General features: G+C 71.9%; 20 protein-coding genes. 11 read left to right on the top strand and 9 right to left on the bottom strand.

Annotation, left to right across the window (positions count from 1 at the left end):
• Positions 1 to 43: 43 nt before the first annotated feature.
• The 9 genes from KAF39_RS08140 to csrA are packed head-to-tail and all read left to right on the top strand — an operon-like array spanning position 44 to position 7,347.
• The gene (locus KAF39_RS08140) at positions 44 to 964 is read left to right on the top strand and encodes a flagellar motor switch protein FliM (RefSeq protein ID WP_246878549.1); all 921 of its coding nucleotides are present in this window, start codon (positions 44 to 46) and stop codon (positions 962 to 964) included.
• Entirely contained in the window at positions 961 to 1,620 is a 660-nt protein-coding gene (fliN, locus tag KAF39_RS08135) for a flagellar motor switch protein FliN (protein ID WP_210676799.1), read from the top strand. The genes KAF39_RS08140 and fliN overlap by 4 nt, the downstream gene beginning before the upstream one ends.
• Positions 1,621 to 1,670: 50 nt before the next feature.
• Complete coding sequence (locus KAF39_RS08130; protein WP_307805134.1) at positions 1,671 to 2,102, top strand: flagellar biosynthetic protein FliO; 432 nt, start codon at positions 1,671 to 1,673, stop codon at positions 2,100 to 2,102.
• Positions 2,099 to 2,908: a flagellar type III secretion system pore protein FliP gene (gene fliP / locus KAF39_RS08125; RefSeq protein ID WP_210676798.1), complete on the top strand. Its 810-nt coding sequence runs from the start codon at positions 2,099 to 2,101 to the stop codon at positions 2,906 to 2,908. The genes KAF39_RS08130 and fliP overlap by 4 nt, the downstream gene beginning before the upstream one ends.
• Positions 2,905 to 3,177: a flagellar biosynthesis protein FliQ gene (fliQ, locus tag KAF39_RS08120; protein WP_025104366.1), complete on the top strand. Its 273-nt coding sequence runs from the start codon at positions 2,905 to 2,907 to the stop codon at positions 3,175 to 3,177. The genes fliP and fliQ overlap by 4 nt, the downstream gene beginning before the upstream one ends.
• Positions 3,178 to 3,181: 4 nt before the next feature.
• Positions 3,182 to 3,943 carry a flagellar biosynthetic protein FliR gene (locus KAF39_RS08115; RefSeq protein WP_210676797.1) on the top strand — a complete coding sequence of 254 codons (762 nt, stop codon included), beginning with the start codon at positions 3,182 to 3,184 and terminating at the stop codon, positions 3,941 to 3,943.
• Positions 3,940 to 5,031, top strand: coding sequence for a flagellar biosynthesis protein FlhB (locus KAF39_RS08110; RefSeq protein ID WP_210676796.1), 1,092 nt, complete (start codon positions 3,940 to 3,942; stop codon positions 5,029 to 5,031). Before KAF39_RS08115 ends, KAF39_RS08110 begins: the two co-directional genes overlap by 4 nt.
• Positions 5,028 to 7,091: a flagellar biosynthesis protein FlhA gene (locus KAF39_RS08105; protein ID WP_210676795.1), complete on the top strand. Its 2,064-nt coding sequence runs from the start codon at positions 5,028 to 5,030 to the stop codon at positions 7,089 to 7,091. The genes KAF39_RS08110 and KAF39_RS08105 overlap by 4 nt, the downstream gene beginning before the upstream one ends.
• Positions 7,092 to 7,095: 4 nt before the next feature.
• Positions 7,096 to 7,347 (top strand): carbon storage regulator CsrA, encoded by a 252-nt coding sequence (gene csrA / locus KAF39_RS16130; RefSeq protein WP_210676794.1) that lies wholly within the window; start codon positions 7,096 to 7,098, stop codon positions 7,345 to 7,347.
• Here the strand turns inward: csrA and KAF39_RS08095 are convergent.
• Positions 7,344 to 9,023, bottom strand: a complete 1,680-nt coding sequence (locus tag KAF39_RS08095) for a 2-isopropylmalate synthase (protein WP_374093874.1) — start codon at positions 9,021 to 9,023, stop codon at positions 7,344 to 7,346. The two genes, csrA and KAF39_RS08095, sit on opposite strands and share 4 nt — an antisense overlap.
• Before the next feature lie 277 nt (positions 9,024 to 9,300).
• On the opposite strand from KAF39_RS08095, the gene KAF39_RS08090 reads away from it, so the two are divergent.
• On the top strand, positions 9,301 to 9,969 hold the full coding sequence (locus KAF39_RS08090) for a FadR/GntR family transcriptional regulator (protein WP_210676792.1): 669 nt from the start codon (positions 9,301 to 9,303) through the stop codon (positions 9,967 to 9,969).
• 19 nt (positions 9,970 to 9,988) lie between these two features.
• Here KAF39_RS08090 and KAF39_RS08085 read toward each other — a convergent pair whose 3' ends face one another.
• The 8 genes from KAF39_RS08085 to coaA all read right to left on the bottom strand — a co-directional run bounded on the left by KAF39_RS08085 (position 9,989) and on the right by coaA (position 18,691).
• Positions 9,989 to 11,122, bottom strand: coding sequence for a hypothetical protein (locus KAF39_RS08085; protein WP_210676791.1), 1,134 nt, complete (start codon positions 11,120 to 11,122; stop codon positions 9,989 to 9,991).
• Positions 11,119 to 12,711 (bottom strand): cell wall metabolism sensor histidine kinase WalK, encoded by a 1,593-nt coding sequence (locus tag KAF39_RS08080; RefSeq protein ID WP_210676790.1) that lies wholly within the window; start codon positions 12,709 to 12,711, stop codon positions 11,119 to 11,121. Before KAF39_RS08080 ends, KAF39_RS08085 begins: the two co-directional genes overlap by 4 nt.
• A gap of 209 nt (positions 12,712 to 12,920) precedes the next feature.
• The gene (locus KAF39_RS08075; protein ID WP_210676789.1) at positions 12,921 to 13,775 is read right to left on the bottom strand and encodes a response regulator transcription factor; all 855 of its coding nucleotides are present in this window, start codon (positions 13,773 to 13,775) and stop codon (positions 12,921 to 12,923) included.
• Positions 13,772 to 14,260, bottom strand: a complete 489-nt coding sequence (tsaE, locus tag KAF39_RS08070; protein WP_307805133.1) for a tRNA (adenosine(37)-N6)-threonylcarbamoyltransferase complex ATPase subunit type 1 TsaE — start codon at positions 14,258 to 14,260, stop codon at positions 13,772 to 13,774. The genes KAF39_RS08075 and tsaE overlap by 4 nt, the downstream gene beginning before the upstream one ends.
• Positions 14,257 to 15,363 carry an alanine racemase gene (gene alr, locus KAF39_RS08065; protein WP_210676788.1) on the bottom strand — a complete coding sequence of 369 codons (1,107 nt, stop codon included), beginning with the start codon at positions 15,361 to 15,363 and terminating at the stop codon, positions 14,257 to 14,259. Before alr ends, tsaE begins: the two co-directional genes overlap by 4 nt.
• Positions 15,360 to 15,719, bottom strand: coding sequence for a holo-ACP synthase (locus tag KAF39_RS08060; protein ID WP_210676787.1), 360 nt, complete (start codon positions 15,717 to 15,719; stop codon positions 15,360 to 15,362). Before KAF39_RS08060 ends, alr begins: the two co-directional genes overlap by 4 nt.
• A 106-nt stretch (positions 15,720 to 15,825) precedes the next feature.
• Positions 15,826 to 17,673 carry a glutamine--fructose-6-phosphate transaminase (isomerizing) gene (gene glmS / locus KAF39_RS08055; RefSeq protein ID WP_210676786.1) on the bottom strand — a complete coding sequence of 616 codons (1,848 nt, stop codon included), beginning with the start codon at positions 17,671 to 17,673 and terminating at the stop codon, positions 15,826 to 15,828.
• 64 nt (positions 17,674 to 17,737) lie between these two features.
• Positions 17,738 to 18,691, bottom strand: coding sequence for a type I pantothenate kinase (gene coaA / locus KAF39_RS08050; RefSeq protein WP_210676785.1), 954 nt, complete (start codon positions 18,689 to 18,691; stop codon positions 17,738 to 17,740).
• Between the two features lie 28 nt (positions 18,692 to 18,719).
• Between coaA and KAF39_RS08045 the strand changes: the two genes are divergently transcribed.
• Positions 18,720 to 19,655, top strand: coding sequence for a Ppx/GppA phosphatase family protein (locus KAF39_RS08045; protein ID WP_210676784.1), 936 nt, complete (start codon positions 18,720 to 18,722; stop codon positions 19,653 to 19,655).
• Positions 19,656 to 19,659 lie beyond the last annotated feature (4 nt).

Here is a 19,659-nt window from a genome sequence, read left to right as displayed (position 1 = left end):
TCTAACGCACGCCGGTCACCGCCCGATAGTCGGGGTCGTGGTGATGGATGACGGCGTGCGCTCCCGGGTGCGCACGGAGACGGCGACCGCCGACGTCGAGGTCTACGACTTCGGACGGGCGGCGACGCTGTCGCGCGAGCATGCCCGCACGCTGGAGCTCGCGTTCGAGACGTTCGCCCGCCAGTGGTCCGCGCAGTTGTCCGGCAAGATCCACGTGCGCGCCACCATCGCCGTCGAGCACGTGGGCATGCTGACGTACGGCGAGTACGCGCAGTCGCTGCCCACGACCACAACGATGATCGTCTGTGCGCTGCCGGATTCGGACGAGCGCATGATCGTGCAGGTACCGATCCCCACCGCCACGTCCTGGATCGTGCAGATGGTGGGCGGCCGGTCGGCGACCACGGCCGAGGACCGCACGTTCACCCCGATCGAGCAGGCCCTCATCCGCTCGCTGGTCACGGACGCGATCGACCACCTGACGGGCAGTCTCGACGGCCTGCTGCCCGCGGGGGTCGCCGTGGCCGGCATCCAGTACAGCTCCCAGTTCGCGCAGGTCGCCGCCGCCGGTGAACCCGTGATCGTGGCCCGCCTGTCGATGCGGCACGGGGGGCGCACGGTGCCGGCGAGCATCATGCTCCCCGCCTCCGTGCTCGCCGGATTCGCGGTGCGCGCCGCCGATGCCGACCGCACCGAGACCCCGGGCCTCGTCCGTCGGCAGGTGGAGGCCGCCCCGGTCGAGGTCGCGCTGCGTCTGGCTCCCCGCACGGTGCTCCCCCGCGAGGTGCTCGACCTCGCCGTGGGCGACCTGCTGCCGTTGCCGCACGCCGCCGACCGTCCGCTGCTCCTCACGGTCGGCGACCAGGCCGTCGCGACGGCCGCCGTCGGCAGCGCCGGCGCCCGCCTCGCCTGCGTCGTGACCGCCACCGTCCCCGCCACCGCCCCCGCACAGGAGTCCGCGTGATCAGCACCACCGCCTACGAGTCCGCCGTCGCCGCCGCCTTCGCGGCCCGGCTGCCCACCGCCGCCCCGGTCACCGCCCGTGCCTCCCAGGTCTCGGGCGACACCGGCGAGGCCGTCGTGGCGCAGTTCGTGGGCGAGGCGAGCGCGCAGCTGGCCGTCCAGCTCCTCGACGCCGACGTCCTCGTCGACGGCCTGGGCGACCGCCCGCTCACCGATCGCCTGCTCGACGCGCTGGAGGCCGCCGCGACCGCCCTCGGTCCCGGCCTGCTCGGCGAGGCCGCGGTCGGGGACGCCTCGGCCGTGTTCGCCGATCCGCAGACGCAGCTCTTCGACCTCGTGGACCACACCGAGCGCACGATCGGGCGGCTCGCCGTCCGCATCACCCATCGTCCCGCACGCCCGTCGAGCGGCGACGGGCGGCTGCACCGCATCGCGGGCGTCGAGATGGAGCTCACGGTGGAGATCGGACGCACCCGCATGGCGGTCCGCGACGTGCTGGACCTCGAGCCCGGCCGCATCGTCGAGCTCGACCGGTCGGCCGGCGCCCCCGCCGATGTGAAACTCAACGGCCGCACGATCGCGCACGGCGAGGTCGTCGTCGTCGATCAGGACTACGCGGTGCGGATCACCCGCATCCTCGAGAACGTCGAGGCCTGACCCTGGACGACCTCCTGCTCGCGCTGCGGGTCGGGCTGTCGCTCGCCGCAGTGCTCGGGCTGCTCTGGTTCCTGCAGCGCCGGGTCGCGAAGACCCAGGCGCGGCGTCGCGACGCCGAGGCGATCACGGTGCTCGGACGGCAGGGCATCGGCCCGAAGGCGCAGCTCGTGGTGGTGCAGACCGACGACGCGCGCTACGTGCTGGGGGTGACCGAGCACGGCGTCAGCGTGGTCGACCGCCTTCCGGTCCGGTCGGAGCCCGCGGAGGACGGGACGCCGCCGGGCGACACCGCACCGGCGACGGGCGACACCGAGTTCGACCGCATCCTCGCCGCCTCCGCCCTCACCGGCGGCCCGGCCGCCGACGCCCCCGCCCCGGAGCTCCGTCGCCGCGTCCGGCACCGCGCCGACCCGCTCCGCGGTTCCATCCTCTCCCCCGACACCTGGCGGCAGACCGCCGAGGCCCTCCGGCGCGCGCGATGACCGCGCCCCGTGCCGTCGACCGCGGTCGCGCCTCGCGGCTGCTCGTCCTCGTCGCGGTCGCGATCCTCCTCGCCGTGCTCCTCGCCCTGCTCACCGCCCCGGCCGCCCACGCGGAGGTCGCTCCGGACGACGGCGAGGGCGTGACGATCGACATCAACGGGATCGACGGCGGCCCCTCCGGCTCGATCCTCACCCTGCTGGGCATCACGCTGCTGTCGGTGGCGCCGGCGCTGCTGCTGATGATGACGTCGTTCACGAAGATCTTCGTGGTGCTCGCGATGACCCGCAACGCCCTGTCGCTGCCCACGATCCCGCCGAACCAGGTGCTCGCCGGGCTGTCGCTCTTCCTGTCGCTGTTCATCATGTGGCCGGTGCTGACGGAGATCAACACGCTCGCCGTCCAGCCGTACATCGACGGGGCGCTCACCTTCACGCAGGCCGTCGACGTCGGGCAGGGGCCGCTGCGGGAGTGGATGCTGCACTACACGCGCGAGGAGGATCTCGCGCTGATGACCCGCATGGCCGGGCAGGACAACCCGGAGGACGCCGCGAGCGTCCCGATGTACACCCTCATCCCGGCCTTCATGATCTCGGAGCTGCGGGCCGCCTTCATCATCGGCTTCGTGATCTTCGTGCCGTTCCTCGTGATCGATCTCGTCGTCGCCGCCGCGCTGATGTCGATGGGAATGATGATGCTCCCGCCGGTCATGATCTCGCTGCCGTTCAAGATCCTGCTGTTCATCCTCGTGGACGGCTGGGGGCTCATCATCACAGCGCTCCTGGAGAGCTACGGAGGTGTGGGATGAGTCCCGAAGCCGTCCTCGACATCGGCGCCCAGGGTCTGTTGATCGCCGCGAAGCTCGCCGCACCGATGCTGATCACGGCTCTCGTGGTGGGTTTCGCGATCTCGCTGCTGCAGTCCATCACGCAGGTGCAGGAGGTGACGCTGTCGTTCGTGCCGAAGATCGTCGCCGTGGGCATCGCCCTGCTCATCGCGGGGAACTGGATGATCGCCGAGATCATCGCCTTCACGAACGAGATGTTCGCCCGCATCCCGTCGTTGCTGAGCGGATGAGCGCATGTTCATCCCGATCGACTTCGCGTGGCTGGAGGCCACCCTGCTCGCGGCCGTGCGCATCACGGCGTTCATCATGATCGCCCCGCCGTTCTCGTACGGCGCGATCCCGGTGCGCGTGAAGGCGATGCTCGCGATCGGGCTCGCGCTCGCGGTGGGCGGGGCCGTCGCGCCCGGATACGAGAGCCTCGACACGGGCCCGTTCCTCGGCGCACTCGTGATCCAGCTGCTCACCGGCGCGCTGCTGGGGTTCCTCGTGCTGGTCTGCTTCTCGGCCGTGCAGGCGGCGGGCAGCCTCATCGACGTCTTCGGCGGCTTCCAGCTCGCGCAGGCCTTCGATCCGGCGGCGATGGTGAACGGCGCGCAGTTCACCCGGCTGTTCCACCTCACCGCCCTGACGCTGCTCTTCGCCTCCGGCGGCTACCAGCTCATCCTCGCGGGGCTCGCGCGCAGCTTCGACGCCGTGCCGGTCGACGGCGTCTTCCGCGTGGCCGGGCCCGCCGAGCTGCTCGTCGACGGGGTGTCCCAGATGGTGCTGGCGGCCGTGCAGATCGCCGGTCCGCTGGTCCTCGTGCTCTTCCTCGCCGACGTCGGCCTGGGGCTCATCACCCGCGTCGCCCCGGCGCTCAACGCATTCGCGATGGGCTTCCCGGTCAAGATCCTGCTGACGCTCCTGCTCGCGGGTGCCGTCTACGTGGCGTTCCCGGGCATCGTCGACGCGCTCGCCACCCAGGCCTTCCGCCTGATGCAGGGGGTGGGCCCGTGAGCGGCGCGGACAGCGGGGAGCGCAGCGAGAAGGCCACCGACAAGCACCTCCGCGAGGCGCGGCAGAAGGGGCGCATCGCCCGCAGCCAGGACCTGACGGCGTGGCTCGGCATCGGGGCGGCCGCGGTGATGATGCCGGCGGCGATCGCCGCGGGCGCGGCCGCGGGCACCGAGCAGCTGATCACCCTCACCTCGCTCATGCAGGCGCCGTCGCCGGAGGCCGCGCTCGCCTCCCTCGGGCGCGGGCTCGCGTCCGTCCTCCCGACCCTCGGGGCGATGCTCACCGCGGTCGCGATCGTCACGCTGTCCGGCGCGGTCGTGCAGGGCGGCGTGCACCTCCGGAAGCTGTCGGGCCGCTACGAGCAGTTCAACCTCGTCTCCGGGGTGCGGCGGGTGTTCGGCCTGCAGGCGCTCTGGGAGGGGGCGAAGGCGCTGCTGAAGACCGCCGCGATCGGTCTCGCCCTCTGGGTGGTCATCGCCGGGCTCATGCCGGTGCTGACCGCCAGCGGTGCCCACTCGATCTCCCGGCTCCTCGGCACGGCGGGCGACGGCACCGCCGCGCTCCTGCAGACGGCCATCGCGGTCGGTCTGGTCCTCGCGGCCATCGACCTGTTCGTGGTCATGCGACGCAACCGCAAGCACACCCGCATGACCAAGCGCGAGGTGCGCGACGAGAACAAGAACTCCGAGGGCGATCCGCTGATCCGCCAGCAGCGCCGGTCGCGGCAGCTCGCCGTGAGCCGCAATCGGATGATCGCCGCGGTCGCCGGCTCCGATGTCGTGGTCGTCAACCCGACGCACATCGCCATCGCCCTCGAATACGACCCCGGCACGTCCGCGCCGCGCGTGGTGGCGAAGGGCAGCGGCGTCGTCGCCGAGCGCATCCGCGAGAAGGCGCTGGAGTCCGGTGTCCCGCTCGTGCGCGACATCACCCTGGCCCGCTCCCTGCACGCCGCGTGCGAGCTGGGCCAGGAGATCCCCGAAGACCTCTACAACGCCGTGGCGCGCGTGCTCGTGTTCGTCGACGCGCTGCGGCGTCGCGGCGCCGCCCGCGGCATCCACTCGCTCCCCTACCGGAGGACCGTATGAAGAAGTTGCTCCCCACCCTCGGCGTGCCGATCGGCGTCGTCGGCATCATCATGCTGCTCGTGGTGCCGGTGCCGCCGTTCCTGCTCGACGTGCTGATCATCCTCAACATCATGTTCGCGCTGGTGATCCTGCTCACGTCGATGTTCGTGAAGAAGCCGCTGGACTTCTCGGTGTTCCCGTCGCTGCTGCTCGTGGCGACGCTGTTCCGGCTGGGCCTCAACGTCGCCTCCACCCGTCTCGTCCTCGGCGAGGCGTATGCGGGACAGGTCATCGAGGCGTTCGGGGCGATCGCGGTCGGCGGCTCGCTCATCATCGGCGCGGTCGTCTTCCTCATCCTCGTGGTCATCCAGTTCGTCGTGGTCACCAAGGGCGCCGAGCGCGTCGCCGAGGTCGGCGCGCGGTTCACGCTCGACGCCATGCCGGGCAAGCAGATGGCCATCGACGCCGACCTCAACGCCGGGCTCATCTCCGACACCGAGGCCAGGGAGCGCCGGGCGGAGGTGGCAGCCGAGTCCGACTTCTACGGCGCGATGGACGGCGCCTCGAAGTTCGTGAAGGGCGATGCGATCGCCGGGCTCGTCATCATCATCATCAACCTCATCGGCGGGATCGCGATCGGCCTCGTGCAGCGCGGCATGGCCATCGACCAGGCCGTCAGCACGTACAGCCTGCTCACGATCGGCGACGGCCTGGTCACCCAGATCCCCGCTCTGCTCATGGCGGTCTCGACCGGCATGATCGTCACCCGCTCCACCGCCGAGGCCGAGATGGGCACGGCGGCGTCCGCGCAGCTCGGCCAGTCGCGCAACGCCCTGATCATCGCGGGGTGCGCGGCGATCATCATGTCGCTCATCCCGCACATGCCGATGCTCCCGTTCGTCGCGATCGGCGCCCTGCTGCTCCTCATCGCCCAGCGCATCACGGCGACCCGCAAGCGGGAGGAGGCGGAAGCCGCCCAGGCGCCCGCCCCCGCACCGGTGGACCAGCCGGAGGAGCTCATCGAGCGCATGCGGGTGCATCCGCTGGAGATCCTCCTCGCTCCCGACATCGTCGACCTGGTGACGGGCGGGCCCGACGATCTGCTCGCCCGGGTGAAGGCCCTGCGCCGTCGGATCGCGCTCGACCTCGGGCTCGTCACCCCGCCGGTCCGCACCCGGGACAGCATCGAGCTGCCGCAGGCCACCTACGTGATCCGCATCGCGGGCGTGGAGACCGGGCGGGGAACCGCGCCCGTCGGTTCGGTGCTCGCGCTCGGCCAGGGACTCGACAGCCTGCCGGGGACCGCGGCGCCGGACCCGGTGTTCGGGCTCGAGGGCAAGTGGATCCCGATGGAGATGCGCCACAGCGCCGAGTTCGCCGGTGCCACGGTGATCGACAGGGCGAGCGTCATCATCACGCACCTGTCGAGCGTGATCCAGACGCATGCGGCCCGTCTGCTCAGCCGGGAGGACGTGCGTCAGCTCACCGACGCGCTCAAGCAGGTGTCCCCGTCGGCGGTGGAGGAGCTCACGCCGGCGCTGCTGTCCCTCGCCGAGGTGCAGCGCGTGCTGCAGGGGCTGCTCGCGGAGCGCGTGCCGATCAACGACCTCGGCCGCATCTATGAGGCACTCGCCCTGCGGGCCAAGACGTCGACCGACCCGGAGGGCCTGATCGAGGCGGCGCGCGCGGCCCTGGGGCCGGCGATCGCCGCCCGGTTCGCCGAGAACGGCACCCTCCGGGTGGTCATGATCGCCCCGCTGCTGGAGCAGGCGATGCTGGAGAGCCTCCGTCCCGGCGACGAGGGGTCGCAGATCGTCTTCGACCCGCCGCGGATGGAGGCGGTGATCGCCTCGGTGAAGCAGGCCGTGGCGGCGCAGACGGACGGCGGCGAACCGGTGCTCGTGTGTGCGCCGTCGCTGCGCCCCGCCGTGCGCCGCCTCATCTCCGCCCAGACCGACGGTCTGCCCGTGCTCTCGTACAGCGAGGCGACCGCGGCGCCCCTCACGATCGAGACGATCGGGGTGGTCCGCGACTCCTCGACCGCGTCGCTCGGGGCCGTGCCCGCCGCACCAGTAGGCTGAACGAATGCTGGTGTTGACGAGGCGGATCGGTGAGAGCGTGCGCATCGACGGCGAGATCGAGGTGACGCTGCTCGACATCAAGGGCGACAGCGTGCGCATCGGCGTCAAGGCCCCGCGCGAGACCCGCATCCAGCGCACCGAGATCATCGAGGCCGTCGTCGCCGAGAACGTCTCCGCGGCCGCCGACTCCGACGCCGCGGCCGCCGACGCCATCACCGCCGCCCTCGCACGCGGGCGCGAGAAGCAGACGCCCTAGGAGGCCCCGCCCTCCGCCCGACCCGCCGCGCTCAGCACGGCGTCGAGGGTCGCGGTGAGGACCGAGCGGTGGCGGCCCGCCGCCCAGCGGGAACGCGCGCCGTCCCGATACTCGATCAGGGTGAGGGCCTCGGTCGCGCTTCCGGTTCCGACGCTGGTCTGGTGCAGGCTCAGGATCTCGACGGCGACGTCGCGCTCGGCGAGCGCGGCGACCAGCGCCTCGACCGGGCCGACGTCGTCGCGCTGGCAGTGCGTCTCGACCCCGTCCGCACGCAGCGTGATCGTCGTGCGCCGACCCGCCACGTCCACGTTCACCAGCTCCACCGGACCGGGGCCCGTGGACTGGAGATACGTCTCGGCGAAGATGCGCCACACGTCGGCGGCCGTCACCTCGCGCCCCGTCTGCTCGGTGCGGCGCTGGACGTGCCGCGCGAGGTCGATCTGCAGCCGCCGGGGCAGCTCGATGCCGTATGCGGTCTCCAGCAGGTACGCGATGCCGCCCTTGCCGGACTGCGAGTTGACCCGGATCACCGCGTCGTAGCTGCGCCCGATGTCCGACGGGTCGATGGGCAGATACGGCACGCGCCACTCGGTGTCCGCTTCGGCGCGCCCCTCCGCCGCCGCGCGGGCGCGATGCTCGGCGAGACCCTTCCGGATGGCGTCCTGGTGGGTCCCCGAGAACGCGGTGTGCACGAGGTCCCCCGCGTAGGGGTGCCTGGCATGGATGTCGATGCCGTTGCAGTGGGCGACCGTGCGCCGGATCTCGTCGATGTCCGAGAAGTCGATCATCGGGTCGACGCCCTGCGCGTGGAGGTTGAGCGCGAGGGTGACGAGGTCGACGTTGCCGGTGCGCTCGCCGTTGCCGAAGAGGCAGCCCTCGACGCGTTGGGCCCCGGCGAGGACGGCGAGCTCCGCGCAGGCGACGCCGGTGCCGCGGTCGTTGTGCGGGTGCACGGAGAGGATGACGCCGTCGCGGCGCGCGAGGTTCCGGTGCATGTACTCGATCTGATCGGCGTAGACGTTCGGCGTCGCGATCTCGACCGTCGCCGGGAGGTTCAGGATCACGGGACGGTCCGGCGTCGCGTCCCACAGCCCGGTCATCGCGTCACAGATCTCGAGGGCGAAGTCGGGCTCGGTGAGGGTGAAGACCTCCGGGGAGAACTCGAAGCGGACGTTGTCCAGGTCGCCCGCGGATCGGAGCACGTCGCGACCTCCGGCGAGGATCAGCGCGGTCAGTCCCGCGCGGTCCTGGCCCAGCACGACGTCCCGCCAGACCGGGGCCGTGGCCGTGTACATGTGGATGACGACGGGATTGCGGATGCCGCGCACCGACTCGACGGTGCGCTCGATGAGGTCCCGGCGCGCCGGGGTGAACACGACGATCGTCACGTCGGAGGGGGCGAGGTCCGTCTCGGCGAGGAGCCGGACGAAGTCGAAGTCGGTCTGGGACGCGGACGGATACCCGACCTCGATCTCCTTGTATCCCATCGCGACCATCAGCTCGAAGAACCGCCGCTTCCGCGCCGGGTCCATCGGTTCGGCCAAGGCCTGGTTGCCGTCACGGAGGTCGACCGGCACCCAGAGCGGCGCCTGTGTCAGCCGCGCGGTCGGCCAGTCCCTGGTCGCGAGCGGGATGTCCACGCGGGAGTACACGTCCCGATAGCGGTGGGACGGCATCCGGGAGGGGCGCTGGCGGTTCCACGACGGTGCATCGTCGGGGATCCTTCCGGCGGGGGTGGTGAGGGTGGGGAAGGCGTCGGTGGTCGACATGGGGAGGTTCCTGTTCGGGTCGCGGGAGGGGCGACCGGCACCGAGAGCGGCTCCACGACGGGGAGCCGGTCTGATCAGGCCCCGCCGTGGCGGCGAAGGAGGAGGAACCGGGAGGAGTGCATGGATCGACCGTAGCACAACTCCTCAGACAAGTAGACAAGTCCTGAAGTGGGAGAATGACGGCATGACCATCGTGCGACGGGAATCCCTCGCCGAGCAGGCCGCCGCGCTGCTGCTCGCGCGCATCGTCGCGGGCGAATGGGAGGTCGGCGGCAAGCTGCCGGGCGAGACGACCCTCGCGCCGCAGCTCGGCGTCGGGCGCTCGACGGCGCGCGAGGCGATCCGCCTGCTCGCCGGGCGCGGCGTGCTCGCCACGCGTCAGGGCTCCGGCGTCTTCGTCACGGCCACGGAGGCCCCGGGGACGTGGGACGACGTCGTCCGGCGCGCCGACATCGTGGCCGTCCTGGAGGCGCGCACCGCGATCGAGGTCGAGGCCGCGTCCCTCGCCGCGCGGCGACGCACGGCGACGGATCTCGACCGACTCGGTCAGACGCTCGCGGCGCGGGACCGCGGACGCGCGGATGTCGTGACGCACGTCGAGACGGACAGGGCCTTCCACCGCGCGATCGTCGCCGCGGCCCACAACCCGGTGCTGCTGGACCTGTTCGATGGGTTCGCACCGCGCTGGATCCCCGCCATGACCGACATGCTCCGGCTGCGGGGACACCACGGCGACGCCGCGGACCACGACGTCCACGCCCGCATCCGCGACGCCATCGCGAACGGCGAGGCGGACAGCGCCGCCGCCCTCACCCGCGCGCACCTCGACGCCGTCGCGGGCCTGCTCGGATGATCCGGGTCTCCCCCGGCGGTCAGCCGCCGACCAGGTCGGCCTCCTGCGCCCGCTTCCACTGGTCTCCCCCGGCGTCGCGTGCCCGTGTCGCGGCCGAGGCCGCCGCCGCGGCGAGCGCGTCGTAGTCGTAACCGGCCACGGACGCCGTGGCCCAGCCGATGCTCGCCGACGAGCGGATGCCGCTCATCGGCGCGTCCGGGTCGATGAGGGAGATGCGCGCGAGGATGGCCCGCAGATGGAAGCGCACCGCCTCATCGCTGCCGTGGATGAGCACGATCGAATGGTCGTCCGCCACCCGCTCGGCGTCGGCCGCCGCCGGCAGCGACTCGCCGATGTCGGCATGGAATCGGTCGGTGATGCGACGGAAGTCACCACTGCTCGACGCCTCGCGGAGGTCGGTGGGGTCGTCGAGGCGGATGTCCAGCACCGACCAGGCCGGGTCGTTCTGCGCCTCGGCCTTCCGCAGGCGCTCCCTGGCGCGGGCGGCGGGGCCGCCATCGACACCGGCCGCCTCCTCCGCCCGGACGAGGAGCACGAGCGTGAACGCCGCGCAGGTGCTCACGATGATGGTCCCGATGGCGTTCATCCCCCGCAGGGCGTCCAGCTGCGCCGCCGTGCTGACCCCGCCGGAGGCGAGCGCCGATCCCGCACTGACGATGGCGACGACGACGAAGGCGCAGGCGGCGAGCGCGAGCGGCATCACGATGTCCCGCGCGGGCTGCCCGCGCAGCAGCTCCCAGGCGAGGAGGCCGGCGAACACGGCCATCGCGAGGAAGACGACGTGGAAGACCGGCAGGTACCAGGGCGTCCCGGCGGTGAGCATGAGCGCCGCGGGCACGCCGATCAGGGAGAGCACGACGGGCAGCCAGGGCGCGGAGCGGCGGAAGTGCATCCGCACGCCGATCCAGATGAGCGGCATGGACGAGACGACGACGGCGGACGCCGCGGCGCGCAGCACGGGGATGCCGGTGTGGTGACCGGCGAGCCACAGGTAGGCCCCCAGCATCCCCACGCCGAAGGCGACGCCCCAGACCACGGTCGCCCTGCTCGGGCGGGCGAGCGTCGCCAGGCTCACGACCACCGCGGTGAGCACCGTGACGACGGCGACCATGCTGGTGGTGACGTCGGCGCTCACGGGCACGAGCGGTGTCATTCGGTGACCTCTTTCGATCGACGGGGGAAGCGGAGGGTGACGGTGGTGCCCACGTCCACCTCACTCGCCACGAGGATGACGCCGTCGTGCGCCGCGACGATGTCCCGGGCGATCCCCATGCCCAGGCCCGTGCCGGCGATGCCGCCGCGGATGGCGCTGTCGGCGCGGAAGTAGGGTTCGAACAGCCGCGGCAGCTCGTCCTCGGCGATCCCGATGCCCGTGTCCGCCACCGTGACCTCGGCATGCTCGCCGGACTCCTCCAGGCGCACCGTGATGCGTCCGCCTCCCGTCGTGTACTTGACGGCGTTGCCGAGGATGTTGTCCAGCACCTGGCGCAGGCGGAACGCGTCCCCGTCGATCACCATCCGATCCGCCCCCTCGACGACCAGGTCCTGCCGGGCGGCGGCCATCAGCGGCGCGAAGGAGGCCGCGGACTCCTCGACCACGACACGCAGGTCCACCGGCTCGAACGGATCGTGCGAGGGCCGTCCGGTCTGGCTCTGCATGCTGGTGACGAGGTCGCGCATCCGCTCGCCGGCGTCCGCGATGACCTCGATCTGCGCGGGGACCCTTCCGGGGAGGTCGTCGCGCTCGCGCAGGAGCTCCACGTGCCCGATGATCGCGGTGAGCGGATTGCGCAGCTCGTGGGAGATGACGGCGGTGAGCGCGCGGCGCTCCTCGGCGGCCTCCAGGAGGGCGGTGACGTCGTCGATCACGACGAGGGTGATGCGCTCGCCCTCCCTGGCGCCGGCGATCGGCTGCGTCGTCACGGCCAGCGCGTGCCACTGGCCGGCGCCGTCGAAGAGCCACACCCGCTCCTCGCGCATCTGCTCCCCCGCGGCCGCGCGCGCCAGCGTGGTGCGCTCGGGCGTGAGGGCGGTGCCGCGGCGCGCGTCGTACTCGACGGCCGCCGACCGCAGCGCCGTGCCGAAGCGGTCACGACCGTAGAGGGCGCGGTAGGCGTCGTTCATCTGGAGGATGCGACCGCTGTCCGTGACGACCACCAGGGCGATACCGAGCGCATCGATGACCTGGGTGACCCGCTGCTGGTTCGTCTCCGCGCGCTCCGCCGCCCTGTTCACCTGCTCCGAACGCCGCTCCAGCAGCCGCCGCCCCGCCCCGGAGCGCTGGGCGTTGATGCGGACGGTCACCCCGAGGAAGCTGAGCGTGATGACGACCGTGAGCACGCGGAGCAGCACGTCCTCCGGCGGGCCGGAGCGGTCCGAGAAGTACACCAGGCAGCCGGCGCTGAGCGCGATGCCCGCGAACACCCACGGCATCGAGAAGTAGGTCGCCAGCCACACCACCGGGAACACCCAGAGGAAGCCGAGCCGGAGGTCGGCGACGTTCGTCGTCAGCCCCACCCCCAGCACGTCCAGCAGCGGGACGATCGTGACGGCGCTCCGCGGCAGGCGACGCCACGGGACGATCAGCGCGGCGAGAGTGGTCAGGACGATGAGGGCGATCCCCCCGAGGAACAGGGGGACGGTGAGGGCCAGCGGCTTGAAACCCGCGACCATCACCACGATGGCGACGATGCTCGCCGTGAACACCAGTTGCCAGCGCCAGATCGACACCGTGCGGATCATCAAGGCCCGCCTCCCGGTCGATCCTCAGCATTCCCGCAAGATTACTCAAAGATCGCCACTTCGCGCTCTTCAGGTGGCTCCGGCCCCCTACGCTTCTGAGTGGGAGCCGACGCTGCGACTGGGGATTTCGCAGAAGCTGGGGCCGCGCGAGTGGGGATTCGCAGGCTTCCGGGGCCGTGGTGGGGGAGCCGCGGCCCCGGCCTCTCGCCTCAGACGGGACGATCGTCGGAGGTCAGCCGGTAGCCGACGCCGCGCACCGTCTCGATGTACCGCGGGGTGGTCGGACTGTCGCCGAGCTTCCGGCGCAGGTTGGCCATATGGGTCTCGATGGCACGTTTGTCGGGCTCGCTCACCCGGTCGGGGGCATCGGCCGGGATACCGCGCAGCCCGCGGGCGAGCTCGGATTTGCTGCAGACGCGACGCCCCGCGTCCAGGAGCGCCGCGAGCAGGTCGAACTCGGTGGGGGTGAGTTCGACGGGCCGCTGGGCGACGAGCACGAGACGCGTGTCGAGGTCGAGGCTGAGGTCGCGGTGCACGCGCCCGCGCCACGTGGCGACCGTGGCATCGGCGGCGGGGGCCGGCGGGATCGGAGAGCCCGGCGGCGCGGACGGAGAGAAAGAGGCGATGGTCGTCGGCACGGGGGCGTGCGCGGCGGCCGGCGGCCCGGCATCGGTCCCCGTGGCGCGGGTGCGGCGCAGGAGCGCCTCGATCCGCGCGCGGAGCTCCCGCGGGCGGAAGGGCTTCACGAGGTATTCGTCCGCGCCGGAGGTCAGGCCCAGCACCACGTCGGACTCCTCGGCCAGCGCGGAGAGCATGATGATGAAGGTGTCGCTCACCTGGCGGATGCGGCGCGCCACCTCGAAGCCGTCGATGCCGGGGAGGTTGATGTCGAGCGTGGTGATGATCGGACGGTGGGTCGCGATGGCGTCGAGGCCTTCCGAGCCGGAGCCCGCCAGCACCGTGCGGAAGCCGGCGGCGAGGAACACCTCATCGAGAAGCGACTGCACGCCGGGGTCGTCCTCGATGATGACGGCGACGAGGGGCGCCGCCTCCTCGGCGCTCACGAGCGCTCCTCGCGGGTGATCGTGACGGAGCGCGGGGCGTCGGCGTCCAGTTCGGCGGGATCGAGGTCGTCGTCGCCCGCTCCGACGGGACGTTCGATCTCGATGTCCCACCAGGCGTCGGCGAGGTCCTCCGCCATGCCGCGGCCCCACTCCACCACGACGACCGACCGGTCGAGATCGAGGTCGAGATCATCCAGCTCGGCGGCCGAGCCGAGGCGGTAGGCGTCGACGTGCACCAGCGGGGCCCGGCCCACCAGGGACGGATGCGTGCGGGCGATGACGAACGTCGGGCTCTGCACCGGTCCTCGCACGCCCAGTCCCTCGGCCAGTCCCCGGGTGAACGTGGTCTTGCCCGCCCCCAGGGGCCCCGTGAGGATCAGCAGGTCGCCCGGCTCGAGCTGTTCCCCGATGCGCAGGCCGAGCTGCTCCATCTCCTCCGAGGTGGCGATGTCTCGGCGTCCGAGGAACGCCGGGTCCAGGCTCACGTCGTCCTCCGCGGCACGCGGTTCCCGATGCGCGTGACGATCTCATAGCCGATGGTCCCGGCTGCCTCCGCCCAGTCGGCGGCGGAGGGGACCCCGAGCGTCGGGTCGCCGAAGAGGGTGACCTCGTCTCCGACTGCGACGGGGGCGTCGCCGACGTCGACGACGAACTGGTCCATGGCGATGCGGCCCACGTTCGTGTACCGCCGGCCGCCGATCGCGACGGGCAGCCGCCCCGAGGCACTGCGGGGCACTCCATCGGCGTACCCGAGGGGCACGAGCGCCAGCGTGGTCTCCGTGTCGGTGCGATGCGCGTAGTCGTACGACACCCCGGTGCCGGCGGGGACGCGACGCACCGCGGCCACCGCACCCCGCAGGGTCATCGCGGGGCGCAGCCCCAGCTCCGCCGATGAGCGGTCGTCGAAGGGCGAGAGGCCGTAGGTGCCGATGCCGATGCGGACGGCGTCCAGGCGGGTCTCCGGCAGATCGATCGCGGCGGCCGTGGCGGCGATGTGACGGATCTCGGGGCGGATACCGAGTGCCGCGGCCTGCCCCACGCCCTCCTCGAAGCGCGCGAGGGCGGCGCGGTCGTCCGCGGGCGAGGCGTTCGAGAGGTGGCTGAAGAGACCGACGATGCGGAGCCGTCCGATGCGCTCGAGGCGTGCGGCTTCGGCGAGGACCGTGCTCCAGTCGTGCGGGGCGATGCCGTTGCGCGACAGCCCGGTCTCGAGTTTGAGGTGGACGGCGACCGGACGGTCGGCGGAGGCCGCCGCGGCGGCGGCCTGCAGCTGCTCGTACGACGAGATGCCGAGCTCGATCCCCTCGGCCGCCGCCTGGACGAACCGCTCCCCCGGCGCATGCAGCCAGGCCACGACGGGCGCGTGCACGCCCTGGCGGCGCAGCTCGAGCGCCTCCGGGATCTCGGCCACCCCGAGGCGCGTGGCGCCGGCGGAGAGCGCGGCGACGGCGGCCGCGGCCGCCCCGTGCCCATAGGCGTTGGCCTTCACGACGACGAGCACCTCCACACCGGTGAGGCGGCGGAAGTGCCGGACGTTGTCGGCGATCGCATCGAGGTCGATCGTGGCCTCGCGGAACGGGACGGTCACAGCGGGGCTCCTTCGGCGACGACGAAAGCGGCGGCGAGGCCGGCATCGTGGGTGAGGGTGAGGTGGAGGGTGACGATGCCGCGCTCCTCGACAACGGCGGCGGTGGAGCCCGAGAGGACGAAGTGCGGGCGCCCGGAGGCTTCGGAGGCGATCTCGATCTCCGTCCAGTGCACGCCGTCGGAGCCGCCGAGTGCCTTGATCAGCGCCTCCTTCGCGGCGTACCGGGCGGCGAGCGACGGCAGTCGCAGGTCGCGTTCGGAGGGGGCGAACAGCCGTTCCTTCAGCCGCGGCGTCCTGGTCATCGTGCGTTCGAACCGGGGGATGTCCACGAGGTCGATGCCGGTGCCGATGATCACGCGTTCAGCCTACTCGCGCTTCCTCCACCCACCCCGATACGAACGCCCCACCCCTCTGCATACTTACGCAGAGGGGTGGGGCGAACAGAAAGGGGTGGGTCGGCGGTCACTCCACCGTCACGGACTTCGCGAGATTGCGCGGCTGGTCCACATCGAGGCCCTTCGCGGTGGCGAGCGCCATCGCGAAGATCTGCAGCGGCACCACGGCGAGCAGCGGCTCGAACATGGGGCCGGCCAGCGGGATGTGGATGACCTCGTCCGCGAAGGGCAGCACCGCGGCGTCGCCCTCCTCCGCCACGACGATGACGCGGGCACCGCGGGCGCGGATCTCCTGGATGTTGGAGACGACCTTGGAGTGCACGAGCGCAGAGTGCCGCGGCGACGGCACGAGCACGAAGACGGGCTGGCCCGGCTCGATCAGCGCGATCGGACCGTGCTTGAGCTCGCCGGCCGCGAAGCCCTCGGCGTGGATGTAGGAGATCTCCTTGAGCTTGAGCGCACCCTCGAGCGCGATCGGGTAGCCCACGTGGCGACCGAGGAACAGCACCGAGCGGGTGTCGGCCATCCAGCCGGCGAGCTGGGTGACGTGCTCGTGCTCGCTCTCCAGCACCTTCGCGACCTTCTCCGGCAGTGCCGAGAGCTCCTCGACGTCGGTGGAGGCATCGGCCACGACGCCGCGGACCCGTCCCATGTGCAGGCCGAGCAGCAGCAGGGCCGTGATCTGGGCGGAGAACGCCTTGGTGGAGGCGACGGCGACCTCGGGGCCGGCGTGCGTGTACACGACGGCGTCGGACTCCCGCGGGATGGTCGCGCCCTGCGTGTTGCAGACCGACAGCGTGCGGGCGCCGCGCTCGCGGGCGTACTTCACGGCCATCAGGGTGTCCATGGTCTCGCCGGACTGGCTGATCGAGACGACGAGGGTGTCTGCGCCGATGACCGGGTCGCGGTAGCGGAACTCGTGGGCGAGCTCGACGTCGACGGCCACGCGGGCCCACTGCTCGATCGCGTACTTGCCGACGAGCGCGGCATACGAGGCCGTGCCGCACGCGGTGATGATGACGCGGTTGATGCCGATGAACAGGTCGTCCAGGCCGTCGAGCTCCGGGATCACGACCTGGCCGTCGCGGATGCGGCCGCGGATGGTGTTGGCGACGGCCTCCGGCTGCTCGGCGACCTCCTTGGCCATGAAGCTCGACCAGCCGCCCTTCTCAGCAGCGGCGGCGTCCCACGACACATCGAAGGGCTCCGCGGTGACGGGCGTGCCGGCGAAGTCGGTGACGGTGACGGCGTCGGGGGTGATCGACACGATTTGGTCCTGGCCGATCGCGAGCGCCTTGCGGGTGTGCTCGACGAAGGCGGCGACGTCGGAGCCGAGGAAGTTCTCCCCCTCGCCCAGCCCGATCACGAGCGGCGAGTTGCGGCGGGCACCGACGACGAGGCCCGGGTGGTCCTGGTGCATGGCGAGGAGCGTGAAGGCGCCCTCGAGGCGGTTGACGACCGCGCGGAACGCGAGGGCGAGGTCACCGCCGTTGCTCGCGTACTCGCGACCGAGGAGGGCCGCGGCGACCTCGGTGTCGGTCTCGCTGCGGAACGCGACGCCGTCCGCGAGGAGCTCGTCGCGGAGGGCGGCGAAGTTCTCGATGATGCCGTTGTGGATCACCGCGAGCTTGTCGTCGTCCGCGAGGTGGGGGTGGGCGTTGACGTCGGTCGGGCCGCCGTGCGTGGCCCACCGGGTGTGCCCGATGCCGGTCGTGCCGTCGGCGAGGGGCGCGTCGCCGAGCGAATCGCGCAGCATGGCGAGCTTGCCCGCCTTCTTGCGCATGCCCAGCGTTCCCTGGCCGTCGATCACGGCGATGCCCGCGGAGTCATAGCCGCGGTACTCGAGCCGGGCGAGGCCGGCGAGAAGGATGTCCTGGCTGGGCCGCGGGCCCACGTATCCGACGATTCCACACATGGGGATAAGGGTAAGCGGCAATTTTTGCGAGTCGTCCGAACAATAGAGCGCCGCCGCGGTGCTGTCAGAGTTTGCGCAGGAGGACGCTCTCCACGTCGTGGTCCGCGCCCTTGCGCAGCACGAGTCGCGCGCGATGCCGGGTGGGCATGACGTTCTCGACGAGGTTCGGCATGTTGATCTCGTTCCAGTACCCCAGCGCGGTCGTGATCGCCTCGTCGTCGGTGAGGTGCGCGAACACGTTGAAGTACGAGGAGGGGTTGCTGAACGCCCCCTGGCGCAGCGCGAGGAAGCGGTCGACGTACCACTTCTCGATGTGCGCGGTGTCGGCGTCCACGAAGATCGAGAAGTCGAAGAGGTCGCTGACGGCCACGTCGTTCGGGGCGGGCGGAGGCTGCAGCACGTTCAGCCCCTCGACGATCACGACGTCCGGCCGGCGCACGACGACGTGCGCGTCGGGGACGATGTCGTAGCGCATGTGCGAGTAGAACGGCGCGCGCACCTCGGGGGCACCGCTCTTGACCTCGGTGAGGAACTCGATCAGCGCCCGGCGGTCGTAGGACTCGGGGAAGCCCTTGCGGTCCATGAGGCCGCGGCGCTCGAGCTCGGCGTTCGGGTAGAGGAAGCCGTCGGTGGTCACGAGCTCGACGCGCGGCGTGCCCGGCCAGCGGCTCATCAGCTCACGGAGCAGACGGGCGATCGTCGACTTGCCCACGGCCACGGAGCCGGCGACGCCCACGACGAACGGCGTCGTCGAATCGTCCTCCTGGAGGAACGTCGAGGTCGCCGCGCCGAGCTGCTTCGTCGCGCTCGCGTACAGGCTCAGCAGCCGGCTGAGGGGCAGGTAGACCTCCCGCACCTCGGTGAGATCGAGACGGTCGCCGATGCCCCGCAGCTCCACGACCTCGGTCTCGGTGAGGGGCTGGTCGAGTCCGGCGGCGAGACGCGCCCACTCCGCGCGCCCGATCTCCCGGTACGGCGACAGCGGCAGCGTGGGGTCGGCGGTGGTCACGTGGTCCATCGTAACCGCGCGCGAGTATCCTCATCCCGTGCGCCTGGGAGTCCTCGACATCGGATCCAACACCGTCCACATGCTCGCGGCCGACGTGCGCCCCGGCGGACGGCCGCTCGCCACGACGAGCGACCGGACCGTGCTGCGCCTCATGCGGTATCTCACCGCCGACGGGGCGATCGCCGAGGAGGGCGTGCGGGCGCTGGAAGCCGCGGTCGCCCAGGCGCGGCGGGTGGCCGAGGCCGAACGCGTGGACGCGCTCCTCGCCACCGCCACGAGCGCGGTGCGCGACGCCCGCAACGGCGCCGAGGTGATCGCCCGCATCGAGGCCGTGCTGGGGCAGCCGCTCCAGGTGCTCGATGGCGAGACCGAGGCCGAGCTCACCTTCCTCGCCGTGCGGCGCTGGTTCGGGTGGTCAGCGGGACAGCTGCTCCTCCTCGACATCGGCGGCGGGTCGCTGGAGATCGCCGCGGGAGCGGAGGAGCTCCCCGACGTCGCGGCCTCCGTCCCGCTGGGCGCCGGACGAATGACGGTCCGGTTCCTGCCGTCCGACCCACCGGGAGAGGAGGCGGTCGAGCGACTGCGGGCACACGCCGCGGCGACGCTCGAGACCGTCGTGCCCCGGTTCCGCGCCCTCCCCCGACCCGACCACGTCGTGGGCTCCTCCAAGGCCATCCGGTCGCTCGCCCGGCTCGTCGGCTACCCCGCCCCTGGCTGGTCGGGGATCGAGCGCATGCTGCTGCCGCGCGCGGCGCTCGGCTCGTGGCTCCCCCGGCTCGCGCGGCTACCCGCGTCGGCCCGGCAGGAGCTGCCGGGCATCACCCCCGATCGCACCTTCCAGATCGTGGCGGCGGCGGTGTCGCTGCATGCGGCGATGACCGCGCTGGCGGTGGACGAGCTGGAGGTGTCGCCGTGGGCGCTGCGCGAGGGCGTGCTCCTGCGCTACATCGAGCAGCTCGGTCCCCGATCCTGAGAGG

The sequence above is a fragment of the Microbacterium sp. BLY genome (genome assembly GCF_017939615.1).
Taxonomy (GTDB): Bacteria; Actinomycetota; Actinomycetes; order Actinomycetales; family Microbacteriaceae; genus Microbacterium.
Note: the sequence above shows the minus strand (reverse complement) of the source record. Positions and strands in the feature narration are given on the sequence as shown.

Coding starts and splice junctions, on each gene's coding strand:
- KAF39_RS08090 (WP_210676792.1), top strand. CDS start 9,301: ATGACCATCGTGCGACGGGAATCCCTCGCCGAGCAGGCCGCCGCGCTG.
- fliQ (WP_025104366.1), top strand. CDS start 2,905: ATGAGTCCCGAAGCCGTCCTCGACATCGGCGCCCAGGGTCTGTTGATC.
- KAF39_RS08080 (WP_210676790.1), bottom strand. CDS start 12,711: ATGATCCGCACGGTGTCGATCTGGCGCTGGCAACTGGTGTTCACGGCG.
- csrA (WP_210676794.1), top strand. CDS start 7,096: ATGCTGGTGTTGACGAGGCGGATCGGTGAGAGCGTGCGCATCGACGGC.
- KAF39_RS08095 (WP_374093874.1), bottom strand. CDS start 9,023: ATGCCGTCCCACCGCTATCGGGACGTGTACTCCCGCGTGGACATCCCG.
- KAF39_RS08085 (WP_210676791.1), bottom strand. CDS start 11,122: ATGACACCGCTCGTGCCCGTGAGCGCCGACGTCACCACCAGCATGGTC.
- glmS (WP_210676786.1), bottom strand. CDS start 17,673: ATGTGTGGAATCGTCGGATACGTGGGCCCGCGGCCCAGCCAGGACATC.
- coaA (WP_210676785.1), bottom strand. CDS start 18,691: ATGGACCACGTGACCACCGCCGACCCCACGCTGCCGCTGTCGCCGTAC.
- KAF39_RS08115 (WP_210676797.1), top strand. CDS start 3,182: ATGTTCATCCCGATCGACTTCGCGTGGCTGGAGGCCACCCTGCTCGCG.
- fliP (WP_210676798.1), top strand. CDS start 2,099: ATGACCGCGCCCCGTGCCGTCGACCGCGGTCGCGCCTCGCGGCTGCTC.
- KAF39_RS08105 (WP_210676795.1), top strand. CDS start 5,028: ATGAAGAAGTTGCTCCCCACCCTCGGCGTGCCGATCGGCGTCGTCGGC.
- KAF39_RS08140 (WP_246878549.1), top strand. CDS start 44: ATGGATGACGGCGTGCGCTCCCGGGTGCGCACGGAGACGGCGACCGCC.